Genomic DNA, 20,603 nt, shown 5'->3' on the forward strand with positions numbered 1-20,603 from the left:
AGTCTAGCTTAAGTCTGCTTGCCTTCTACCGTTATTTCAGATGAAAACACACAAAATTATCCTGTTCTCTGTCTTCGTCTGGGCACTAAGCAGCGGTAAAATACACGGCCAATCAGACTCGCTCAAACGCATACAAAAACAGTTTGATACCTACAGCCAGCAGACGCTGCAGGAGAAATTATACGTGCACGTAGACCGCCCTTTTTATGTGAGTGGGGAGATACTATGGTTTAAGATAAACGCCGTGGATGGCACTCAGCACAAGCCTTTATCACTTAGTAAGATTGCGTATGTAGAAGTGCTGGATAAAGAGCACAAGCCAGTGTTGCAAGCGAAGGTTAGTTTGCAGAATGCAGCCGGCAGCGGCTCCTTTTCATTACCTGCTTCTTTGGCGTCCGGCAACTATGTGGTGCGAGCTTACACGAGCTGGATGAAAAACTTTAGCCCCGAATTTTATTCGTACACGCCTGTCACCATCGTTAATACCCGAAAGAATTCGGGGCTGAAAGCCAGCAAAGATTCGGCGGCATTAGATGTTCAATTTTTTCCGGAAGGCGGTAATCTGGTTAATGGACTAACGAGCCAGGTAGCCTTCAAAATTGCTGACAAAGCAGGCAAAGGAGTAGATGCCGAAGGTGCCATCGTAGATGCGCAAGGTGCGGTGCTAACTCAGTTCAAAACGCTGAAATTCGGCCTCGGAAGGTTTACTCTCACGCCAACGCAAGCAGGCTCGGGATACACGGCGATACTGAGGTTTGCAAATCGGCCGAGTGTTACCCAAAAACTACCCGTCGTGCAGGCGCAAGGGTATGTGCTGCGTTTGGAGGAGAAAGGCCAGGGCCAACTCAGGATAGCGGTAACAGCAAACGTGGCGGATAAGTCGGAAGAGGAGCTGTTTTTGGTAGGGCACGCCGGGCAGAGAATTTCCGTTTCGGCAACTACGCGCCTCGCTAACGGACGGGCAGAATTTGTGGTAAACAAGCTGGGTTTAGCGGATGGTATTACTCACTTTACGGTCTTCAACGGCCGCAAACAGCCACTTAGTGAGCGGTTATATTTTCAGCTCCCCAAGCAACAGTTAATCATTGCGTCCGCAACCAATAAGCCGCAGTACAGTACGCGGGAAAAAGTGTCGCTCCAACTGTCTGCTGCAACTTCCGGGGGGCAAATTTTGCCTGCTGATATGTCGCTTGCTGTGTATCGGCTGGACTCTTTGTCAATGGATTCCGGGGCTGATATCAACAGCGTTTTATGGTTGACTTCGGATTTAAAAGGGACTGTTGAAAACCCCAATTATTACTTCACCAGCACGGGTGCCGAAGCAGCTGAGGCAGCTGATAATTTGATGCTGACTCATGGCTGGAGTCGCTTCCGTTGGACGGACGTATTCTCGAATATTCTACCAAAGTTTGACTACCTGCCGGAGCTAAACGGGCACCTGATTGAGGGCAGAGTAATACACCGGTTTACGGGTAAACCGGTGCCGAAAATTGGCGCTTATCTGACTAGCCCCAGCCGCCTTAGCCGGTTATACACCGCTACCAGCGACGAGAGTGGCCGCGTCCGGTTTGAAACGCAGAATTTGAACGGTATCAAGGAGTTGATGGTGCAAACCAACACCCAGACGGATAGCATGTACCGCGTGGAAATCCTGAATCCGTTTTCGTTGCAATACCGCGCTGCGGTGATGCCGCCGCTGGTTTTGTCGGAGGCTTCCCGTAGTGATTTAAGCAAGCGCAGCCTGCAAATGCAGGTGCAAAACGCCTACTTCCGCAAGCAGCTTTCTACTTACCGAATGCCGGTGGCAGATAGTGTCTCGTTTTATGGCAAGGCGAATGAAACCTACAAACTAGACGATTATACCCGGTTTAAAGTGCTGGAAGAAGTAATGCGGGAGTACGTGCCGGGTGTGCTGGTCAGGCGGCGAAATGATGGCTTTCATTTCATGGTAGTGGACAACGTAAACGGCGGCGTTTTCAGTAAAAACCCGATGGTACTGCTGGATGGATTTCCGGTGTTTAACATCAATAAGCTTATGACCATCGACCCGCTTACTATTCAGAAGCTGGAGGTGTTTACCAGCCGTTACATTCAGGGTGCTATGATGTACGAAGGGCTAGTAAACTATACCACGTACAAAGGTGATTTGGGTGGCTTCCAGCCCAGCCCTAACGTGCTGGTGCAGGAATACGAGGGACCACAATGGCAGCGCGAGTTTTACTCGCCGCGCTACGAAACAGCCGCAGAAAAGCAAAGCCGGCTACCAGACGCGCGCAACCTTTTGTACTGGAATCCCAGCGTTGCTACCACCGCTGATGGCAAAAAAACCATCGAATTTTATACTTCCGACCAGCCAGGAAAATACATGGTGGTAGTGCAAGGAATTGCTCCGAATGGACTGGCCGGTAGTCGGCATATTGTCTTTGAAATAAAGCAGCCGCTGTAGATAAAAATTGAATTTTAGATTGTACTCACAAGTAAAAAAGCCCCCCAGAGGTAATTCCGGGGGCTTTTTTAGGCTCTAATTAGAATGCTGCTAGTTGGTAGCAGCCGAATACGGCACGCCCATGTTCTGAAACATGAAGGCCCATTTGTCGGTCTGCTCGCTGATGACCTGGGCGGTAGAGCGGCCCGCGCCGTGACCGGCTTTGGTCTCGATGCGGATGAGCACGGGCGCCGGACCTTTCTGCATTTCCTGCAAGCGCGAGCCGAACTTGAAGGAGTGCGCGGGCACTACCCGGTCGTCGTGGTCGGCGGTGGTGACCATAGTGGCAGGGTAGGCGGCCGGCTTCAGGGCGTGGTAGGGCGAATACTTGTAGAGGTACTCAAACATCTCCTTGCTGTCCTGGGCCGTGCCATAGTCGTAGGACCAGCCGGCGCCGGCCGTAAACTGGTTATAGCGTAGCATGTCCATCACGCCCACGGCGGGGAAGGCCACCTTAAACAGCTCCGGGCGCTGGGCCATCACGGCTCCCACTAGCAAGCCGCCGTTCGAAGCGCCCGAAATGGCCAGGTAGTCTTTGGAAGTGTAATTGTTCTTCACCAAATACTCGCCGGCGGCAATAAAGTCGTCGAACACGTTCTGCTTTTGCAGCTTGGTGCCGGCCACGTGCCACTTCTCGCCGTACTCGCCGCCACCGCGCAGGTTGGCCACGGCGTAGATGCCGCCGTTTTCGAGCAGCACGATGTTGGAGGTGCTGAAGCCGGGCGTCACGCTGCTGTTGAATCCGCCGTAGGCGTAGAGCAGCGTGGGGTTTTTGCCGTTCAGGGCCACGCCCTTTTTGTGGGTGATAATCATCGGGACGCAAGTACCGTCCTTGGAGTTATAAAACACCTGCTTCGACTCGTACTTGCTGGGGTCGAACTGCACGCCGGCCTTCTTGTACACCGTCGATTTGCCGGTGGTAATATCGTACTTGAAGATGGTGGGCGGGTAGATGTAGGAGGTGAAGGTGTAATACGTTTCCTTCTCCTCTTTTTTGGTGCCGAAGCCGCCCGCCGTGCCCACCGAAGGCAGGGTGATGCTGCGTTCCTTCTTGCCGCTCATGTCGTACTGCTCGATGAGCGAAGTGGCATCCTTGAGGTAGTTGGCGAAGATTTTGCCGCCGCCGGTGGTGGCGTTCAGCACGTTTTTGGTTTCCGGAATCAGGTCTTTCCAGTTGGCGGGCGTGGGGTTGGCCGCGTCCACGGTCACCACGCGCCTGTTGGGCGCGTTCAGGTTGGTTTCGATGTAGAGCTTGCTGCCCACGTTGTCGAGCAAGCCAACTTCGCTCTTCTCGTTGTCCACTACCTGCACAATAGCGCTGTTCTGCTTGCTTAAGTCCTGGATGTAGAGTTCGTTGCCGCTGGTAGTATTAGCCCCGCTGATAACCAGAAACCGCTCATCCTCCGTCAGGTAGGCGCCGATGTAGCGGCGGGGTGTTTTCTCACCGCCGAAAATTAACTTGTCGGTCCTTTGGGGCGTGCTCAGCTTGTGGTAGTACAGCTTGTGAATCTGGGTTTTGCCGGCCAGCTGGCTGCCCGCGGTGGGCTTGTCGTAGCTGCTGTAGTAGAAGCCGTCGTTGCCGCGCCAGGCCAGGCCCGAAAACTTCACGTCCTTCAGCGTATCACCAACGATGGATTTATCGGCCGCTTTGAGCACGATAACCTTACGCCAGTCGGAGCCGCCTTCCGAGATTTGGTAGGCGGCCATGCTGCCATCTTTTGAGAAGGAAAGGCCAGCCAGCGACGTAGTGCCGTCCTTGGAAAACTTGTTCGGATCGAGGAATACTTCCGGGGAGCCCTGCCCCACCTGCCGATACACAACAAACTGGCTTTGCAGGCCGGTATTTTTCGTGAAATACGTGTATTTGCCTTCCTTAAAAGGGGCGCTGTATTTTTCGTAATTCCAGAGCGTTTCCAGGCGCTTGCGGATGGCGTCGCGGTAAGGAATCTGGGCCAGATAGTTCTGGGTTACTTTATTCTGCTCCTGCACCCAAGCCTTGGTTTCCGCCGATTGGTCGTCTTCCAGCCAGCGGTAGGGGTCGGCTACCTTCGTGCTGAAGTAAGTGGTGACGGTGTCTACCTTTTTGGTTTGCGGGTAGGGCAGCGTTTTCGGGTTGCCTTGCGCGAAAGCCTGACTGCCAAGCAGCAAAGCAGCCAGGGCGGGAAGAAGTAGTTTCATTGTGTGAAGGCTTAGTGAGCAATAACTTCCGGTAAAATACTGGAAGTAACTCAGTTTTGCCTTCTAACCATTTCATTATCGGCTACAGCCCGCGGGAGAGAAGCAATAGTTGGAGTCTTGGTATTGCTGATGTTGGTAAGCTAAACGGCGCAGCTTCGATCATTGAACAACGAGACTCCAACTGTTGGGTCTCTACCTCGTTCTGGCGAAGCCAAAAAAGCCCCCCAGATAGTCTGTTTACTTAACTATTGCACCTGAATACAAAGTAGCTCACCACCGCAACCAAAAAAAGCGAGCCGAAGCGAATCAGGAGAAATACCCAGGCGGGAAGCTCAGGGCCTTTGGAGTTTTTTAGCATCGTTAAGGTGAAAAGAATTTAATCAGCCAATAGTTGCTGGTCTTTGAGCCAGTCGAAAATCAGCTGATCGACGGCCGATACCTGGGGGCGGTGCTGGTAGGTGAGCCAGACTACTTCCTCAATCTCGGCAGCGGGCTGTAAGTGGCCGGTGTAGCTGGCGCTATAGCACGTCATGCGAACAAAGACATCGGCCGCGTGGCCGTGTGCGGGCGCTTCAAACGTACCCCGATATAAGAGGCTTTCGGGCATCAACTCCACGGTTAACTCTTCCCTTATTTCGCGCCGCAAGGTTTGCTCATCTGTTTCGCCCGCCTCGCGCTTGCCACCCGGAATGTAGTAGCAGTCTTTGCCTCTGCTGCGCGTGCTTAGCAGCTGGCCGTCGTGCAGGTGCAGCCAGGCTATTTTGTCGATAAGCGTAGGGCTGGGGGGCATTTTTTGGCCTTGCATCAGCTGAAGGCCTTTTCCTGGGGCATGGTTTGAAGCAGCCATTTATATAGCTTGTCCACGTCGCTTTTGTGGAAAAGCTCGGTGCCTGGGTTCATGGTGGCGGCCGTGCCGCAGGCTACGCCCAGCCGTATTACTTCGCGTAGGGAAAGGCGGCTGGCCAGGCCATACACCATACCGGCCACCATGCTGTCGCCGGCACCTACGGTGCTGCGTTTTTTCACGGCCGGGGCGGGTACGTGGTCTGTCAGGTCCTGGGAAATAAAGCAGGCGCCTTGCGGGCCCATGGATGCGGCTATAAGCTCACATTTACCATCAGCAATAAGCTCTCGTGCGGCTTCCGCCACGCAGGCGCTGTCCAGCTCACTCACTCCCAATAGCTTGCTCAGCTCACCCAGATTGGGCTTAATCATAAACACGCCCCCATCTTCTACCACGCTCTGCAAGGCTGGCCCCGAGGTGTCAATCACTACCTTCACGCCCAGCTGTTTGGCGGCTTTCGCAATCCTGACCACAAATTCTGGCTCGACGCCCGGCGGTAAGCTGCCGCTGATAACCAAAAACTCCGGTCGTGGCGTGATGGATCTGAGCGCATCCAGAATGCGCTCCTGCTCCGCTGCTGTGAGCTCCCGGCCGGGCATGCCGAAGCGGTACTGCTGGTTAGTCGACGCATCGACCACTATAAAGTTCTCGCGGGTCCAGTTAGTCGTTTCGATGGCTTGCTGGGCAATACCTTCCTCTGTGAGTAGATGCTGAAGCAGGATGCCGGTGGGGCCGCTAGCCGGAAAAACCGCCAACGAATCGCCCCCCAGCCGCCGAAGCGCCCGCGACACATTGATGCCGCCACCTCCGGGCTCAAATTTGGGCGTAGCACACCGCAGCTTATGCTCGGGCACAATTTTGTCGACGGAGGTGCTTTTATCGACCGTGGGGTTCAGGGTAAGCGTAACTATAGGCTTCATCGGGAAGGGCCAAAAGACGATTTTCGTGACCAAATGCAGCTTCGGTCAGCGTTCATTACGTGTGTACTGACCACGTAGCTACGGGTTGCGAAGATCCGGCTAAGAGCGGGTAGCTATTGCATTGTAGCTGGTTTGCTTTAGTATAAAGCGGGGAAGCAGCTACGTAGCAAATTACTTGTGCTACTCAGATTTAGGTTTCGGAAACTGCGGATTCATATCCTGTAAAGCTTGGCGCAGCATTTTGGCTACCACATACGCTTTGTGCCAATTCTGGTCGGCGGGCACGATAATCCAGGGGCAAGATTTGGGGCTGCAATGGCGGAAAACGTCCTCGTACACGGCGCGGTATTCGGGCCACTGCTTGGCTTTGTCTTCGTCGCCGGCCTCGTATTTCCATTGTTTGGCCGGGTCCTTTACGCGCTCAGTCAGCCGTTCGCGCTGCTCCTTTTCCGAGACGTGCAGGTAGAATTTTAGCACCGTCGTGCCGGCCTGCTGCAACAGCTTTTCAAATGCATTGATGGCCTCGAAGCGGTGTTTGGCTTCCTTATCATCAATGAGGCCCAGTACGCGGGTGATAAGCACATCTTCGTAGTGAGAGCGGTTAAACACGTGGATCATGCCGTCCCGCGGCGCATGTTGATGCACGCGCCACAAAAAATCGTGGGCCAGTTCCTCTTCAGTGGGCTCTTTGAAAGCGTGCACCCGCACGCCCTGCGGATTGATGCCGCTGAAAACCCGTCGAATCAGGCCGTCTTTGCCGCTGGCATCCATGCCCTGCAATACCACCAGCACGCTCCGCCGGTTTTCGGCGTAGAGGCGGTATTGTAGCTCCTCCAGCTCCTGACGAATAGCCTCCAGCTCACGCTCGGCGTCTTCTTTCTCAAGGCTCTTAGGTGCGTGGGAGGAAACCGTGAGCAGGTTGTAAGCAGCAGGAGTTTTCATAGATAAAGGCTAAGTAGTTACTTATTCAGATACGCGCAGCCGACCAGAGCGTTAAGCTGAACCCTAACAACTCTGGCTTTTTGCCCAACGTAGCTTTAAACTGGTCGCTAGAGTAGCGAAGGAAGCTAAAAAAAGCCCCCCAGATGAAAAACCTCCTTGTCGGGCTGCTAACGTGGGCGCTGTGGCTGGTCAGTTCCGCGGCCTGGGCCTGCCGCGTTTGTCGGCCCCGCGTGCAAGCCACCATTCACACCCCCGAATACACCGGTAATCTACTGCTATTGCTTTTGCCCATAGCTATTCTGCTGGCGGGAGGCATCGGGCTGTACTTCGCCGCCCATATCAAACGCTTTTTCTTAACTCTACTTACGCATGACTAAACACGTACACCGAACCCCATTGGTCGCGGCCGGGGTACTAATGGGCGCCGGCCTGGGCGGCTTTGTTGATGGCATTGTGCTGCACCAGATCTTGCAGTGGCACAACATGCTATCCTCAAAAATGCCCCCCGATACGCTGGTCGCCGCTAAAACCAATATGTATTGGGATGGCATGTTTCACGCCGCCGTGTGGGTAATGACGGTCATAGGACTGCGCATGCTCTGGGCCGCCGGCCGCCGAACGGACGTGCCCTGGTCGGGTCGCACCTTTGGGGGGCGCTGGTGCTGGGCTGGGGCTTGTTCAATGTCATTGAAGGCGTGATTGACCACCAGCTGCTGGGCCTGCACCATGTGCACGAGTACGTGGCCGACAAGCTGCCCTGGGACTTGGGTTTTCTAGCCTTTGGGGTAGTGCAGCTGCTCGTCGGCTGGCTGTTGATTCGAGCAGGTCGGGCAGATGCAGTCGTGCGTGGATACTGATTAAAGTGTTATCTGAGTTAAAAAGAACGTCATGCAGAGGCGGAGCCGAAGCATCTCGCGTGCTGACTCATGATTAGTAATCAAACGACCGCGAGCGAGATGCTTCGTGTTGCTCTGCATGACGTTCTTTTTTGCAATAGAAGTATTTCACAGACTTAGCCTCCCAACTAACACTAAACCAACACGCTATGCCTGTTTGGCATAGTGGCTGTTCGGGGTATCACTATCGTCATTGGCGGGGCGTTTTCTATCCAGAAAAGCTCCCTATAAAGCGTTGGTTTGACTATTACAGTCAACACTTCCGGACGCTGGAGCTGAACGTGACATTCTACCGATTTCCGCAGCTCTCTTTTCTGGAAAACTGGTACCAAAGCAGCCCCGCCGACTTTCGCTTCGCCATGAAAGCGCCCCGACTGATAACACACTACACACAATTCAACGACGTAGCCCAGCTGTTGGCCGATTTCTACGGCGCAGCGCAGGAAGGCTTGCGCGAGAAGCTGGGGCCGATTCTGTTTCAACTGCCGCCCCGTCTTGCTTACTCCGATGAGCGTTTGCACCGCATGATAGAGAGCCTGCACTCAGAGTTTACCAATGTACTGGAGTTTCGGCACCCGAGCTGGTGGACGGGCGAGGTGTACCAAACCCTGGCCCGCCGAGGCATCAGCTTTTGCGGACAAAGCCACCCGCTGCTGCCCGATGAAATGGTGGCCAATACGCCGGTGCTCTACTACCGGCTGCATGGGTTGCCGGCGCTGTACCATTCGCCTTATGGTCCGGCAGCTTTGCAGCGGATAGCAGCCGAAGTAACGGCCGCTACCCACGTGCAGGAGGCGTATTTGTACTTCAATAACGACATCGGCGGCTCGGCCATTGGCGATGCTACATGGCTGCAGGCGTACGTGGGCGCAGGGCGCTAAGGGCTAACCCGATTTTTACGCCCGCTGGGAAGTAGAAACCACGGTGGCCGTAATCGGAGGAGCCAGCACGGTACTGACTGCCTGCAAACTCCGACTTGGTGTGGCTTTGGCGCCAGCCCAGACCTACGTAAAGGTCGAGGAAGACGGGGCCGGGCGGCAGGGGCGCCTGGTAGCCTATCTGCACGGATCCGCCGTAGCGAATGATGTTTTCGGTGAAGCGCACGGGTCCATACTCGTAGTAGGGCAGGTCGCCGGGGCCTTGGACTTCGCGCCAGCTGCTACGATGAAAAGCCATCGAAAAATACTGAAGGTGAGGTCCGTAGCTTAAATAAACGCCCGCTGGAAAGGCTGCCCTCTTGGCGGGCACGACATAGAACCGGTGCTGGCCCTGTACGCCAAAGCCGCGCACCGACTCATCTTCGTTCAGCGGGTTGGCTTCCCGCGTGCCGTCGGGCCGGCCAGTGGGGCCGCTATAAAGCTGCGGGGAAAGCGTGAAGCTCTGCTGCGGGTGGCGGGCTAACTGATGCTCTACTTCCAGCCAGTACCCACTCATTACCAGGTGCTGGGGGGCAAATTTGAGCGCCAAGGAATTTAGCGAAGGCAAATTTTGCCCCCCAGCCTTCAGACTAAAACCCAGCAAAGCCAGTACCAGCCCGAGGCCACCCCAGCGCGGCGCTGGGGGGCAAATTTGCAGCGGGGTAGTCATTACTTTTTCGTAATCGGTAAAAAGCTCAGCTGCTGCAGCTGGGCGCCGGCGTAGCTGTACTGGTACAACCCATCGGAGCCGATAGCCAGCAGAGTGCCGTTATTAGGAATCACGTCGGTGACGGCTACTTTATAGTGCTGCTTCTGCGTCAGCAAAGGGGCCTGACTGGTATCGAAAGTTTTCAAGCCGTCGGAGTCGCACACGAAGAGCTGATTTGTATCTACTCCTAAGCCTTGCGGGCCGGTCATCGGGTAAGTGCGGGCTAGTTTGGGGTTGCTTAGATTTGTGAGGTCAACTACTTGCAGCTCATTTACCTGCATGCCCCCGCCCCGGCAGAACATAGGGCCCGTGCGTAGGGTCACGTAGGCGAAGCGGTTGTCTACTACCACGGGGTCGCAGCTCATTACGTGCTGAAAATAAGAAACCTGGCGGGGCGACTTTGGCGTGGCGACGTCATAAATGTACATGCCGCGCTGGGTGCCCAGAAACAGGTAATGGTCGTAGGGGAAGATGGTTTCGACGCCAAACATCAGGGGCAGCTTGGGGCCGGGCGCGGGCGCGGCGGGCGAAGCAAGATCGAAGAGGCGCAGACTGTTCTCATCCACGGTGTACAGCATGTCATCGAGCACCGCGAACCGGGCCAGCGACCCAGCTTTACCCGTGCCGCCAGGGCCCCGATCCGAGGAGAAGAAAGTAGGTGAGTTGGCGGGCGACAAGGTGCGCCAATTAACTGCTGGGTTGATGGGCATGGTAACCTCTTTTTTCTGCCAGCCTACCACCACCGTATTCTCGGGCCGCTTGTCGGTATAGCACTCCGGATGCACGGGCATTTGCTCCGGCACCGGCAACTCGCGGAAGGCATCACGCACCCGGCTCACCACGCTCACCGCCACCGGATTGCTGATGTCAATAGTAACCAAGTCGGGCCCGTTGTCGGCGTAGAGCAGGTTGTCTTTGATGGCAATGTCTACGTTGCCAGGAATGCGCAGGAAGCTAATAATGCGTGGATTTTTCGGGTCCTGATTATCAATTACGTGCACGCCCTCATAGCGCTCATTTATGAACACATAGCGACCGCGCAGATAAATCTTGCCGGTGTTGTGCATGGCCTGTGCCGGCCGCGACGCCACCGATTGCTCCAGCACTTCGCGCGATATGAGCAGGGGACAATACGCCGTCATGCTGTTGCTGCCGCCCGGAAGCGTACCGGCCCAGTTGGTATCAATAAGCCTGCCCGGCTGCGGGGTTTCCTCCGATCCATCGGAGCAGGCGCCCAGGCCCAGTAGCAGCGCGCAGCTGAGCAGGTACGTGTAAAATCTAGCCATTGCAATAAGTAGCTTGAAGTGGAAGGAATAAGTATTGGGAGCGAAGCGTGGAAGTAAAGTCGCGGCTTCATTACTTGGAGACAGGAGCAGCGGAAATAGTTGCAATGCTTTTTGCGAAAAAAGAACACGCTAATTACTTAAGGTGGTCATGCAGAGGCGGAGCCGAAGCATCTCGCGTGCTGATGCAGGATTACTACTTTAATGACCGCTAGCCAGATGCTTCGCTGCCGCTCAGCATGACCGCCTTTTTTGGAATATTGGCTCAACGGCACAAAAAAGAACCGCGCCATCGGCGCGGTTCTGTAGGTTAAGCGGTAATTATACTTTGTGCTTAATTTGCCGGTGGAGTGGGGGCTTCTTTCACGTATTTATTCAGCCACGAATCCATTTCCCACAGCATGTGCATGATGGACTCGCGGGCCGCGTAGCCATGCGACTCGAACGGCAAGACTACGTAGCGGGCGGTGGCGCCGTGGCCTTTCAGGGCGTTGTAAAACCGCTCGCTCTGGATGGGGAACGTGCCGGAATTGTTGTCGGCCTCGCCGTGAATAAGCAGGATGGGGGTCTTGATTTTGTTGGCGGCCGTGAAGGGCGACATCTTATCATACACCTGTGGCGCTTCCCAGTAGGTGCGCTCCTCGGCCTGAAAACCAAAAGGCGTAAGCGTGCGGTTGTAGGCCCCGCTACGAGCAATACCAGCTTTAAACAAATTGCTGTGGGCAAGCAAGTTTGCTGTCATGAAAGCGCCGTAGGAGTGACCCATCACACCCACGCGCTTGGGGTCTACTACGCCTAGGCGCTGGCCTTCCTCAATAGCCGCTTTGGCACCGGCTACCAGCTGCTCGATATAGGTGTCGTTGGGCTCGGCATCGCCTTCGCCTACAATCGGAATGGAGGTGTTTTGCAGCACGGCGTAGCCCTGGGTTACCCAAAAGATGGGTGAGCCCGAGGTGATGCGAGTAAAAGTGTAGGGCGAGCCTTTTACCTGGCCAGCGTTGCTTTTGTCCTTGTACTCAGCGGGGTAGGCTTCGAGTAGCGTAGGCAGCGGGCCATCCGACTTTTTATAGTTGGGGGGCAAATACAAGTTGGCCGTGAGCGGTAAGCCATCGGCGCGCTTGTACTGGAGCACTTGCTTTTTGAGGGTGCCCAGGGCGGGGTAAGGGTTGGGGAAACTGGTAAGCGCGGTCAGCTTGTTTTTCTTCTTCGCGTCGCGCAAAAAGTAGTTTGGCGCCTGCTCCACCGACTCGCGGCGAGTTACGAGTAAGCGCTTATCCACGTCCAGAATATCGACGGGTACCTCATAAAAAGGTGCCTCCGAACGCCACCAGCGCTCCGTTTTGCGGGTTTTTAAGTTCAATTGATCCACAAAGGGGCGGTTGCCTTCGGGCGAGGCACCTTCGCCCAGCAGGTAAATAGTCTGCTGGTCGGGGCCGCCGAGGGCCAGCACGTAGCGACCCGCGGCGTTCTGCTTCTGGTAAGGCGTGCCGGGGTCTTTGTACGTGTCCTGGGAGGAGCGCTCAAAGAGGACTGTGGGGGGCATTTTCGTGCGCGGGTTAATAACCCAGGTCATCACTTTGCGGTCGGCCCAACGGTAGCCATTGACCAGGGCCGTCGAGTTGTTGCCCCACGTAATACCCCGAAAACGCAAAGGCAAATCCACCAGATCCATGGGGGTGGTGAAAGGCGCGGCCATAGTCACCACCTTGTCGCGTACGGCAACCACCTTTTTGGGGTCGCCGCCGTCCTGGGCTTCTACCCAATAAATAGTAGCCGGAGCGTCGTCGCGCCAGTCGTGGTTGCGCGGGCCGATAGGCACCGCGTCGAAGCTGGTGGGTACGTTGTCGGCCAGCGGCAGATCAGCTATGGACTTCACCAAATTGCCCGACAAATCCAGCACGTCAACTTTTACCGGGAAGCTGCCCACGGTGAGCTGGTAGGAGTAAGGCCGATGGCGGGTTTCCACCAGCAGGTACTTGCCGTCGGGCGAGGGCGAAGCTCCTTGAATCACGCCGGGCTGGCCCAGCGGCTGGCTTTTGCCATCCAGGCTCACTTTCATGAGTTGGGTGGTGGCGTAGTAATCAAAAATCTTCTCGTCGGCGGGGTTTTTCAGCAAGTCCTGGTAAGTGCGGGCAGCGGCGGTGCGGCCCACGTTTTCCTGCACAATGGGGCCAGTAGGCGCGGCGGTAGCATCCGGCACCTGGCCCCGATTGGCGGGCACGGTGCGGGCAATCATGGTTTGGTTGTCGGGTAGCCAGCGGTAAGCAGTGCCAAATACGCTGTTCAGGCGCACCCCCGGAATCTGGCGGGCCGTGGCGGTGGCTACATCCAATACCCACAGCTGAATTTGCCCCCCAGCCGCGGCCGTGGCCTCCGTGGTAAGCGTGAAGGCAATCTTGCTATCGTCCGGCGACCAGGTCACCTCGCTGATTTTAGCCGGCGCGGGTAAGCCCTTTACCGGTATTTCGGCGCCGCCCGAAAGGCGCTTCAGCCTCAGCGCCGTGGAGTAGCTCACGCGGCTAGGGCCGTTGGTGCGCGGATTCAGGCGCAGGCCGGCAATACGCAGTTCTGGCTGCGACAAGTCGGCGATGGTGGGCAAATCCTGCACGTCCATGAGCAGCATCCATTTGCCATCGGCGGCTATGCTCACGCGGGGCGTGATGGGCGCATCCACCAGATCGGCAATGGCCTTGGGGGGCGTTTGGTACGTTAAATCCTGCGCCTGCACCGACAAGTGGCTGAGGAACAGGATTCCTAGAAAGAAGAGTTTTTTCATGAGTTGAAAGATAAGTGAGGGTGCGGGTTGGAGGTGGTAAGATAAGTAAGTTGATGCAACGAAGCACCTGACTTCCAACGAGTGGCCTCACCCCCCGGCCCCCTCTCCTAAGGGAGAGGGGAGCCAGCCGCTCGGCCTACGCCGCCCTGTCGGCTCGCGCCTCCACGACGGCTACCGGTTCCATGCTGTCAGGTTAGTGCTATTCATACTAAAAATGCCTTCCAGAGCCATTATGGAAGCTTTTTTTAAATAATACGATAGTGGTTGCAGAGGCGGAAGCCGACGCAGCCGCGCAGGCCGAGCGGCTGGCTCCTCCTCTCCCCTTGGCGAGGGGCCGGGGGTGAGGCCACTCGTTGAACGACCGGCGCACCCCTCAGGCAACTGTAAGCACCCAAGCTGCATCTTTCCCAAACCTTCACTTAAGAAAGCCCCCGGCCTATGAATTTCCAACGGACCAATAACCTGCTTGGCTGGCTGATTTTTGCCAGCGCCCTCACGGTATATATACTCACGTTGGAGCCGACGGCCAGCTTTTGGGATACCGCCGAATTTATTGCCAGCGCCCATCATTTGCTGGTGCCGCACCCGCCCGGAGCACCGTTATTTTTGCTGCTGGGCCGGGTGTTTTCGTTGTTCTCCTTTGGTGATGCTACTCTGGTGGCGGGTCTTATAAATGGCATTTCAGCGTTGAGCAGCGCCTTTACGGTGCTGTTTCTGTTCTGGACCATCACGCTGCTGGCGCGCAAGCTGGTGCAAGGCCAGGGGCCCGCGGCGGAGCCTGCGTCAAGTGAGAAAATATTGATTCTGGGAGCAGGTGCCGTGGGCGCGCTGGCCTTTACCTTCTCCGATTCATTCTGGTTCAACGCGGTGGAAGCCGAAGTGTACGCCATGTCCACGCTCTGCACGGCCTTCGTGGTGTGGGCGATGCTGAAGTGGGAAGCCCGCGCCCATCAGCCCGATTCTGATCGGTGGCTTATTCTGATTGCTTACGCGGTGGGCCTGTCTATTGGCGTACATCTGCTCAATCTGCTGGCGCTGCCGGCTCTGGGCTTCATCTATTATTTCCGCCGTAGCGCCCGACCAACCTGGCAAGGCGGACTGCTGACTCTAGTGGTTAGCGGAACGATTCTGGGGGGCATTTTGGTGGGCGTCATTCCCGGCTTGCCGTCTCTGGCCGGCGACTTTGAGGTGTTTTTGTGAACTCCGTAGGGCTGCCGTTCAACTCCGGCCTGCTGATTTTTCTGGCCGTTTTTGCGGCCCTGATTGCGTTTGGATTTCGCTACGCCGCGCGTACTCAAAACCAGGTGCTGAACACGGCCATGTTGGCTTTCGTGTTTATCCTGATCGGCTACTCGTCGTATCTGATTGTGCCGATTCGCTCAAGCTTCGACCCCACTATCGACGAAAATAAGCCCGACGATGTGCTCTCCTTCGTCAGCTACCTCAAGCGTGAGCAGTACGGCGACCGGCCTTTGCTATATGGTCCGCAATTCAACGCCCAGCCCACAGCTCAAATCGAAGGCGCGCCGCGCTATGAGCGTCAGGGCGACAAATACATCATCATTGAACGTCGCATCGAGAATGTGTACGCCTCCGAAGACAAAACCTTGCTGCCTCGCCTTTACAGCAACCGCCCCGGTCATATCAGCGAGTATCAGAAGTGGGTGGATGTGCGGGAAGACGCGAAGCCTACGATGGCTCAAAACCTCAGCTTTCTGCTGCGCTACCAGCTGGGCCATATGTACTGGCGCTATTTCCTCTGGAATTTTGTAGGGCGCGAAAGCGACGTGCAGCAGGCCGGCACACTGTGGCCCACAGCTACCAAAGATGGCTTGCCCCAGCTTCTAGCCGATAATAAAGCCCGCAACAACTTCTTGCTGTTGCCCTTGCTGCTGGGCGGTCTGGGCCTGGTGTACCAGGTTCGCCGCGACGGGCGCAATGCCCTGGTGCTGGGGCTATTATTTGGCTTAACCGGCGTGGCTATTGTGCTGTATCTGAATCAGCCGCCAATTGAGCCACGGGAGCGGGATTATACGTTTGTTGGCTCCTTTTACGCCTTTGCCATCTGGATTGGGCTGGGCGTGCTGGGCCTGAATGAGGTGCTGCGGTATCTGCTGCGCACCTCCAATCTGCGAGTGGCTACGGCGATGGTGCTGGCCTTGCTGGTGCCGGGCATTATGGCCGTGGAAGGCTGGAACGACCACGACCGCTCCGGCCGCTATAGTGCCGCCGACTCGGCTCATAACCTGCTCAATTCCTGCGCCCCAAATGCCATTCTCATCACTTTCGCCGACAACGACACCTTCCCGCTCTGGTACGCCCAGGAGGTTGAAGGCGTACGCCGCGACGTGCGCATTGCCGTGCTTCAATACCTGCCCACCGATTGGCACATTGGGCAGCTGCGCCGCCAAAGCTACGACTCGGCCCCGGTGGCGCTTACTTTACCTCAAACCAGCTACCAATCGGGTACCAACGACTACCTGCCCTACGTGGCCAACCCCGCGGTGCCGGCCGTGAATGTGCGGGAGTTTATGCAGCTGGTGCGGCAAAATAGCCCCCTGCTGCAAGTGCAGACCCAGAGCGGCCAGCAGCTGCTGTCGTACCCATCCGATCAGTTTTATCTGCCCATCGACAAGGATAAAATCAAGCGCTTGGGCATTATCCCCAAAGAGCGGGAAGGCCAGCTGGTCGACCAGATGGAGTGGAGCGTGGGCAAGCAGTATCTGGATAAAAGCAAGCTGGTGATACTGGATATTCTGGCCACCAACGACTGGCAGCGGCCGGTGTATTTTGCCAATGCTGTGGCTCAGCAGGAAGGAATGGGCCTGGAGCCTTACCTGCAACTGGAAGGCATGGCCTACCGCATTCTGCCCTGCCGCAACCCGGATCCAAAGCCCCAGCGCGTGGGCTACGTAGCCCGCCAGCTTACCTACGATTCGCTGATGAACAAATTCGCGTATCGCAATCTGAATAATCCGGACGTACTCTACGACGAAATTAACCGCCGCACGCTGGCTCAATACCGCGACAAGTTTGGCCAGCTGGCCCAAGCCTACCTGCGGGCTGGCGAACCAATGAAGGCAAAGGAAGTAGCCCTGCGCTGCCTCCAGGTAATGCCCGACGCGGCTATTCCCTACGACCTCTACACGCCCGAGTTGGTGGCGCCCCTGGCCGCAGCCGGCGAAAAGCCCCGCGCCGATGAAATCATGGATACGCTCACCAGCCGCACCCAGCAGGCCTTGGCCTACTACAGCACCCACGACGAACAGGCTTTATTCGAGCAAGAAATAGCCACCAACCTCATGACCTTGCAGCGCCTCTACCAAGCCGCCGCCGACACCGGCGACCAAGTGCGCGCCGCGCGGGTGGTGGCGCTGGCGGAGCAGTACGGGCGGTAGGAGCTTACGTATGCCTCACCCCCCCCCAGCTTGTTCAACGGGTGCCTCCCCCGGTCCCCTCTCCTAAGGGAGGGGGCCGGGGAGGCACCCGTTGAACAAGCCGCGAGGAAGCACACGGCCAACGGCTAAGAAGTCCCGTCCAGCCACACACTAAACACCGTCCGCCTCTCTTCAATCGTCTCTAAGCTAAAGCGAAACCCGTGCTGCAGGAGAATATCCCGAATCATGGTTAAGCCAATGCCCTGGCCGTCGCGCTTGGTGCTAAAGAAGGGCGTGAATAAGCGGCGCTGCACCTCCGGCGCAATGCCGGGGCCGTCGTCCTCGATTTGCAGTAAGGGCGGATTCAGGCGGGTGCGGACAGTGATGTTGCCATTCTCACCGATGGACTCGAGAGCATTTTTGGTGATGTTGATGAGCACTTGTTCGAGCTGTTGCGCGTCAACATCAGCCCAGAAGGGTTCGGGGGCCAGGTCCCAGTGCCAGGTGACGTGGTGCCGTTGGCTGGGTACCTGCATGAGGCGGTGAATGTCGTGCAGCAGCTCATGCATTTCGCAGGCGCGCCGGGTAGGCACGGGTAGGCGCACGAGGTTAGCAAAGCTGGCTATAAAGTTGGCCAGATGCGTATTGCGGGCAATTGACACGTCCAACGCTTCAATGAAATCGGGGCGGTCGGCGGAGGTGAGCTGGGGCGCGTAGTGGTGGAAGCTTTGCAGAATGGAGTTGATGGCGCCAATGGAGTTATTAATTTCGTGGCTCATCATCCGGATCAGCTTTTCGTAGGCCTGCTTCTCCTGGCGGATGAGGGCTTGGGTCAACTCTTCCAGCAGAATAAAGTAGCGCGTAAAGCCCCGGTCCAAAAAGTGAGCCGTGGAAGCCCGGTAGGTTTGCAGGCCCGATAGCTGAATTACCAGGGGCTCATTGGGCTTTAACTGGCCTAAAAAGCCCCCCAGTCGCCGGGCAAATCGACGGGGTGCTGGCTTAGTAGATCGGTCGTGGTGAGCCCCAGGAACCGTTCGGCGGCGGGGTTCACGGCCTCTATCTTGCCATCAAAATCGAGCAGTAGAATACCAGCCGGCGAGGCGTGAATCAGGCGCTCCAGCAAAAAGCTTTTCTCGTGCTGGGCCACCCGTTCCTGCCGCAGCTCATCAATCATGTGATTATACACGTCGATAAGCTGGTCCATTTCGCGCTGGCCCACGGGCACAAATTTCATGGAGAAGTCCTTCGCCCGAATAGCCTCCGTGCCGGCGGCAATCAGCTGAAACGGTCGCACAAAGCCCCGATAGAGCTGGGTAGTAAGGATAATCGAAACAACAAGTAATGCCTCCGTGGCCAAAAACAGCACCGTGTTGGTGCCCGCAAGCTGGGCCGCCAGTGCAATCAAAACCCCGTGAATGATGACGACAAAAAGCAGGAATTTGACGCGCAGGGTCATAGATAGAATGAAAATTCGGGTGCCAAGCTAGAGAAATAGGTGGTTAGAACGAAGCTCCCCTCCTCAGATGAGGAGGGGACGCAGCGCCAACGGCGCGGCTGGGGTGGTTGAAGTCGTTGTTTGGTTGTTTAGTGTGAACGATAGAAGAGGCGGTCATGCCGAAGCATCTCGCTCGCGGTGCCAAGATTAGTAATCCAGCATCAGCACGCGAGATGCTTCGCGCTGCGCTGCATGACGTTTCTTTAAACAACTAAACAACGCCCACAACCACCCCCGTCTCAGCTTTGCTTCGACATCCCCTCCTCATCAGAGGAGGGGAGCTTCGTTCTAACCACCTATTTCTCCGCCGCGTCATATGGAATGCCGAATTTCTCCAGGCGCCGATATAGGGCCCCGCGGCTGAGGCCCAGGGCTTTGGCTACACGGCTCACGTTGCCGCTGTAGTGCTCCATCGACTTGCGGATCATCTGCGATTCCAGCTCGTCGAGGGTCATGGTGCCGACGGGGGGCAAATCGGTGATTTCTGCGCTTCTGGGGGGCATTTTTTGGAAGTGAGCCTGGAAGTCTTCGGGCCCCAGCTCGTCTTTGCCGCTGACCAGCACGGCCCGCTCCACCAGGTTTTTCAGCTCCCGAATATTGCCCGCTAAAGGCAGCCCGCGCAGCCAGTGCAGGGCGGCGGTACTGATGCGCAGGGCCGGCCGGTGGTAGGTAGTGCGTAGATTTTGGACGAAGAAATTGACCAGCAGCGGAATATCATCGGGGCGCTCGCGCAGGGCGGGTAGGCGTACGGTGATGAGGTTGATGCGGTAGAAAAGATCCTCGCGGAATCGGCCTTCGCGCACCAGCTCGGCCAGGTTGCGGTTGGTAGCGCAGAGTACGCGGATATCGAGGGTGCGGGGGCGGCTGTCGCCGAGCACTTCGTAGGTGCGGTCCTGGAGTACGCGCAACAGCTTTACCTGACTGCTCAGGTCCAGCTCGCCGATTTCGTCCAGGAAGATGGTGCCCTTGTTGGCCAGCTCGAAACGGCCCACGCGGTCGGCTTTGGCGTCGGTAAAAGCCCCCGGCGGTGCCCGAACATCTCGCTCTCAAACAACGACGCCGAAATGCCCCCCAGATTCACTTTCACGAAGGGCTTGTCGCGGCGGTGGCTGTTCTGGTGAATGGCTTCGGCAATCAGCTCCTTGCCCGTGCCGCTTTCGCCCTCAATGAGCACGGAAGCATCGGTGGCGGCCACCTGGCCCACGCTACGCAGCAGATGCAGCAGCTGCGGGTCGTGGCCCACGATGTTGCCGAAGTTGTAGCGCTTGTCCAGCTCCCGGCGGCTTAGGGTATCATCTTTGGCCGTGGCTTCCTGCAGACTCAAAATAGTGCGAATCGTCTGGAGCAGGGCGTCGTTGTTCCAGGGCTTCGTCACGAACTCAGCCGCTCCGGCCTTGATGCCTTCCACGGCCAAGGTGATAGAACCCCAGCCGGTGATAAGAATAACCGGCACCTGGGGGGCAATTTTCTTCACTTGCCCCAGCAGCGCCAGCCCATCCTGCCCGCTGGTGTCGAGCGAGAAGTTCATATCCATGAGCATAAGCTGAGGTGGAGCTTCCTGGAGGACTTGCAGCGCGTCGGTGGGCGTGGCTACGCCTTTAGCTTGGTAGCCGGCCTGCTTCAGCAGCAACCCCAGGGAGGTGCGCACCGCCACATCGTCGTCAATTATCAGAATCATGGAGTGAAGGTAAGGAGTGGGTTCAACGAGGCCTCAACCCCTAGCCCCTTCTCCAGGGGGGAGAAGGGGAACTAGCTCTAAAAATTGAATACTAGAAATGAGC

Annotated in this window: 14 protein-coding genes and 2 pseudogenes; 6 read left to right on the forward strand and 10 right to left on the reverse strand. The window is 56.7% G+C overall.

The window, feature by feature from the left end:
• Positions 1 to 40 precede the first annotated feature (40 nt).
• Positions 41 to 2,446 carry a hypothetical protein gene (locus MKZ35_RS01170; RefSeq protein ID WP_482511399.1) on the forward strand — a complete coding sequence of 802 codons (2,406 nt, stop codon included), beginning with the start codon at positions 41 to 43 and terminating at the stop codon, positions 2,444 to 2,446.
• Positions 2,447 to 2,536: 90 nt separating this feature from the next.
• On the opposite strand, the gene MKZ35_RS01175 is transcribed toward MKZ35_RS01170, so the two are convergent.
• The 4 genes from MKZ35_RS01175 to MKZ35_RS01190 all read right to left on the reverse strand — a co-directional run bounded on the left by MKZ35_RS01175 (position 2,537) and on the right by MKZ35_RS01190 (position 7,369).
• Entirely contained in the window at positions 2,537 to 4,663 is a 2,127-nt protein-coding gene (locus MKZ35_RS01175) for a prolyl oligopeptidase family serine peptidase (protein WP_482511400.1), read from the reverse strand.
• 376 nt (positions 4,664 to 5,039) lie between these two features.
• The gene (locus MKZ35_RS01180; RefSeq protein ID WP_482511401.1) at positions 5,040 to 5,468 is read right to left on the reverse strand and encodes an NUDIX hydrolase; all 429 of its coding nucleotides are present in this window, start codon (positions 5,466 to 5,468) and stop codon (positions 5,040 to 5,042) included.
• On the reverse strand, positions 5,468 to 6,427 hold the full coding sequence (locus MKZ35_RS01185) for a 1-phosphofructokinase family hexose kinase (RefSeq protein ID WP_482511402.1): 960 nt from the start codon (positions 6,425 to 6,427) through the stop codon (positions 5,468 to 5,470). Before MKZ35_RS01185 ends, MKZ35_RS01180 begins: the two co-directional genes overlap by 1 nt.
• 180 nt (positions 6,428 to 6,607) lie before the next feature.
• Positions 6,608 to 7,369: a PPK2 family polyphosphate kinase gene (locus MKZ35_RS01190; protein ID WP_482511403.1), complete on the reverse strand. Its 762-nt coding sequence runs from the start codon at positions 7,367 to 7,369 to the stop codon at positions 6,608 to 6,610.
• Positions 7,370 to 7,512: 143 nt separating this feature from the next.
• On the opposite strand from MKZ35_RS01190, the gene MKZ35_RS01195 reads away from it, so the two are divergent.
• The 3 genes and pseudogenes from MKZ35_RS01195 to MKZ35_RS01205 all read left to right on the forward strand — a co-directional run bounded on the left by MKZ35_RS01195 (position 7,513) and on the right by MKZ35_RS01205 (position 9,146).
• On the forward strand, positions 7,513 to 7,746 hold the full coding sequence (locus MKZ35_RS01195) for a hypothetical protein (RefSeq protein ID WP_482511404.1): 234 nt from the start codon (positions 7,513 to 7,515) through the stop codon (positions 7,744 to 7,746).
• Between the two features lie 40 nt (positions 7,747 to 7,786).
• Positions 7,787 to 8,226 (forward strand): annotated as a pseudogene (locus tag MKZ35_RS01200) (DUF2243 domain-containing protein).
• A gap of 188 nt (positions 8,227 to 8,414) precedes the next feature.
• On the forward strand, positions 8,415 to 9,146 hold the full coding sequence (locus MKZ35_RS01205) for a DUF72 domain-containing protein (protein ID WP_482511405.1): 732 nt from the start codon (positions 8,415 to 8,417) through the stop codon (positions 9,144 to 9,146).
• Here MKZ35_RS01205 and MKZ35_RS01210 read toward each other — a convergent pair.
• The 3 genes from MKZ35_RS01210 to MKZ35_RS01220 form a co-directional block, all read right to left on the reverse strand.
• Complete coding sequence (locus MKZ35_RS01210; RefSeq protein WP_482511406.1) at positions 9,109 to 9,852, reverse strand: hypothetical protein; 744 nt, start codon at positions 9,850 to 9,852, stop codon at positions 9,109 to 9,111. The two genes, MKZ35_RS01205 and MKZ35_RS01210, sit on opposite strands and share 38 nt — an antisense overlap.
• A complete protein-coding gene (locus MKZ35_RS01215; protein ID WP_482511407.1) occupies positions 9,852 to 11,177 on the reverse strand; it encodes an LVIVD repeat-containing protein in 1,326 nt (441 codons plus the stop codon). Before MKZ35_RS01215 ends, MKZ35_RS01210 begins: the two co-directional genes overlap by 1 nt.
• Positions 11,178 to 11,508: 331 nt before the next feature.
• Positions 11,509 to 13,950, reverse strand: coding sequence for an alpha/beta hydrolase family protein (locus MKZ35_RS01220; protein WP_482511408.1), 2,442 nt, complete (start codon positions 13,948 to 13,950; stop codon positions 11,509 to 11,511).
• 438 nt (positions 13,951 to 14,388) lie between these two features.
• Here MKZ35_RS01220 and MKZ35_RS01225 point away from each other — a divergent pair, with 438 nt between their 5' ends.
• Both MKZ35_RS01225 and MKZ35_RS01230 read left to right on the forward strand, forming a co-directional pair.
• Positions 14,389 to 15,150, forward strand: a complete 762-nt coding sequence (locus MKZ35_RS01225; RefSeq protein ID WP_482511409.1) for a glycosyltransferase family 117 protein — start codon at positions 14,389 to 14,391, stop codon at positions 15,148 to 15,150.
• A complete protein-coding gene (locus tag MKZ35_RS01230) occupies positions 15,147 to 17,348 on the forward strand; it encodes a DUF2723 domain-containing protein (RefSeq protein WP_482511411.1) in 2,202 nt (733 codons plus the stop codon). Before MKZ35_RS01225 ends, MKZ35_RS01230 begins: the two co-directional genes overlap by 4 nt.
• 125 nt (positions 17,349 to 17,473) lie before the next feature.
• Here the strand turns inward: MKZ35_RS01230 and MKZ35_RS01235 are convergent, their stop codons facing one another.
• The 3 genes and pseudogenes from MKZ35_RS01235 to MKZ35_RS01245 form a co-directional block, all read right to left on the reverse strand.
• On the reverse strand, positions 17,474 to 18,205 hold the full coding sequence (locus MKZ35_RS01235) for a sensor histidine kinase (RefSeq protein ID WP_482511412.1): 732 nt from the start codon (positions 18,203 to 18,205) through the stop codon (positions 17,474 to 17,476).
• A gap of 77 nt (positions 18,206 to 18,282) precedes the next feature.
• Positions 18,283 to 18,783, reverse strand: a complete 501-nt coding sequence (locus MKZ35_RS01240) for a PAS domain-containing protein (protein WP_482511413.1) — start codon at positions 18,781 to 18,783, stop codon at positions 18,283 to 18,285.
• Between the two features lie 335 nt (positions 18,784 to 19,118).
• A pseudogene (locus MKZ35_RS01245) lies at positions 19,119 to 20,500 on the reverse strand (sigma-54-dependent transcriptional regulator).
• Positions 20,501 to 20,603: the final 103 nt, after the last annotated feature.

The sequence above is a fragment of the Hymenobacter sp. R533113 genome, assembly GCF_056835965.1.

Excerpts from the sequence above, each read along its gene's own strand:
- MKZ35_RS01170 (WP_482511399.1), top strand. The coding sequence starts at position 41 with ATGAAAACACACAAAATTATCCTGTTCTCTGTCTTCGTCTGGGCACTA.
- MKZ35_RS01175 (WP_482511400.1), bottom strand. The coding sequence starts at position 4,663 with ATGAAACTACTTCTTCCCGCCCTGGCTGCTTTGCTGCTTGGCAGTCAG.
- MKZ35_RS01180 (WP_482511401.1), bottom strand. The coding sequence starts at position 5,468 with ATGCAAGGCCAAAAAATGCCCCCCAGCCCTACGCTTATCGACAAAATA.
- MKZ35_RS01185 (WP_482511402.1), bottom strand. The coding sequence starts at position 6,427 with ATGAAGCCTATAGTTACGCTTACCCTGAACCCCACGGTCGATAAAAGC.
- MKZ35_RS01190 (WP_482511403.1), bottom strand. The coding sequence starts at position 7,369 with ATGAAAACTCCTGCTGCTTACAACCTGCTCACGGTTTCCTCCCACGCA.
- MKZ35_RS01195 (WP_482511404.1), top strand. The coding sequence starts at position 7,513 with ATGAAAAACCTCCTTGTCGGGCTGCTAACGTGGGCGCTGTGGCTGGTC.
- MKZ35_RS01205 (WP_482511405.1), top strand. The coding sequence starts at position 8,415 with ATGCCTGTTTGGCATAGTGGCTGTTCGGGGTATCACTATCGTCATTGG.
- MKZ35_RS01210 (WP_482511406.1), bottom strand. The coding sequence starts at position 9,852 with ATGACTACCCCGCTGCAAATTTGCCCCCCAGCGCCGCGCTGGGGTGGC.
- MKZ35_RS01215 (WP_482511407.1), bottom strand. The coding sequence starts at position 11,177 with ATGGCTAGATTTTACACGTACCTGCTCAGCTGCGCGCTGCTACTGGGC.
- MKZ35_RS01220 (WP_482511408.1), bottom strand. The coding sequence starts at position 13,950 with ATGAAAAAACTCTTCTTTCTAGGAATCCTGTTCCTCAGCCACTTGTCG.
- MKZ35_RS01225 (WP_482511409.1), top strand. The coding sequence starts at position 14,389 with ATGAATTTCCAACGGACCAATAACCTGCTTGGCTGGCTGATTTTTGCC.
- MKZ35_RS01240 (WP_482511413.1), bottom strand. The coding sequence starts at position 18,783 with ATGACCCTGCGCGTCAAATTCCTGCTTTTTGTCGTCATCATTCACGGG.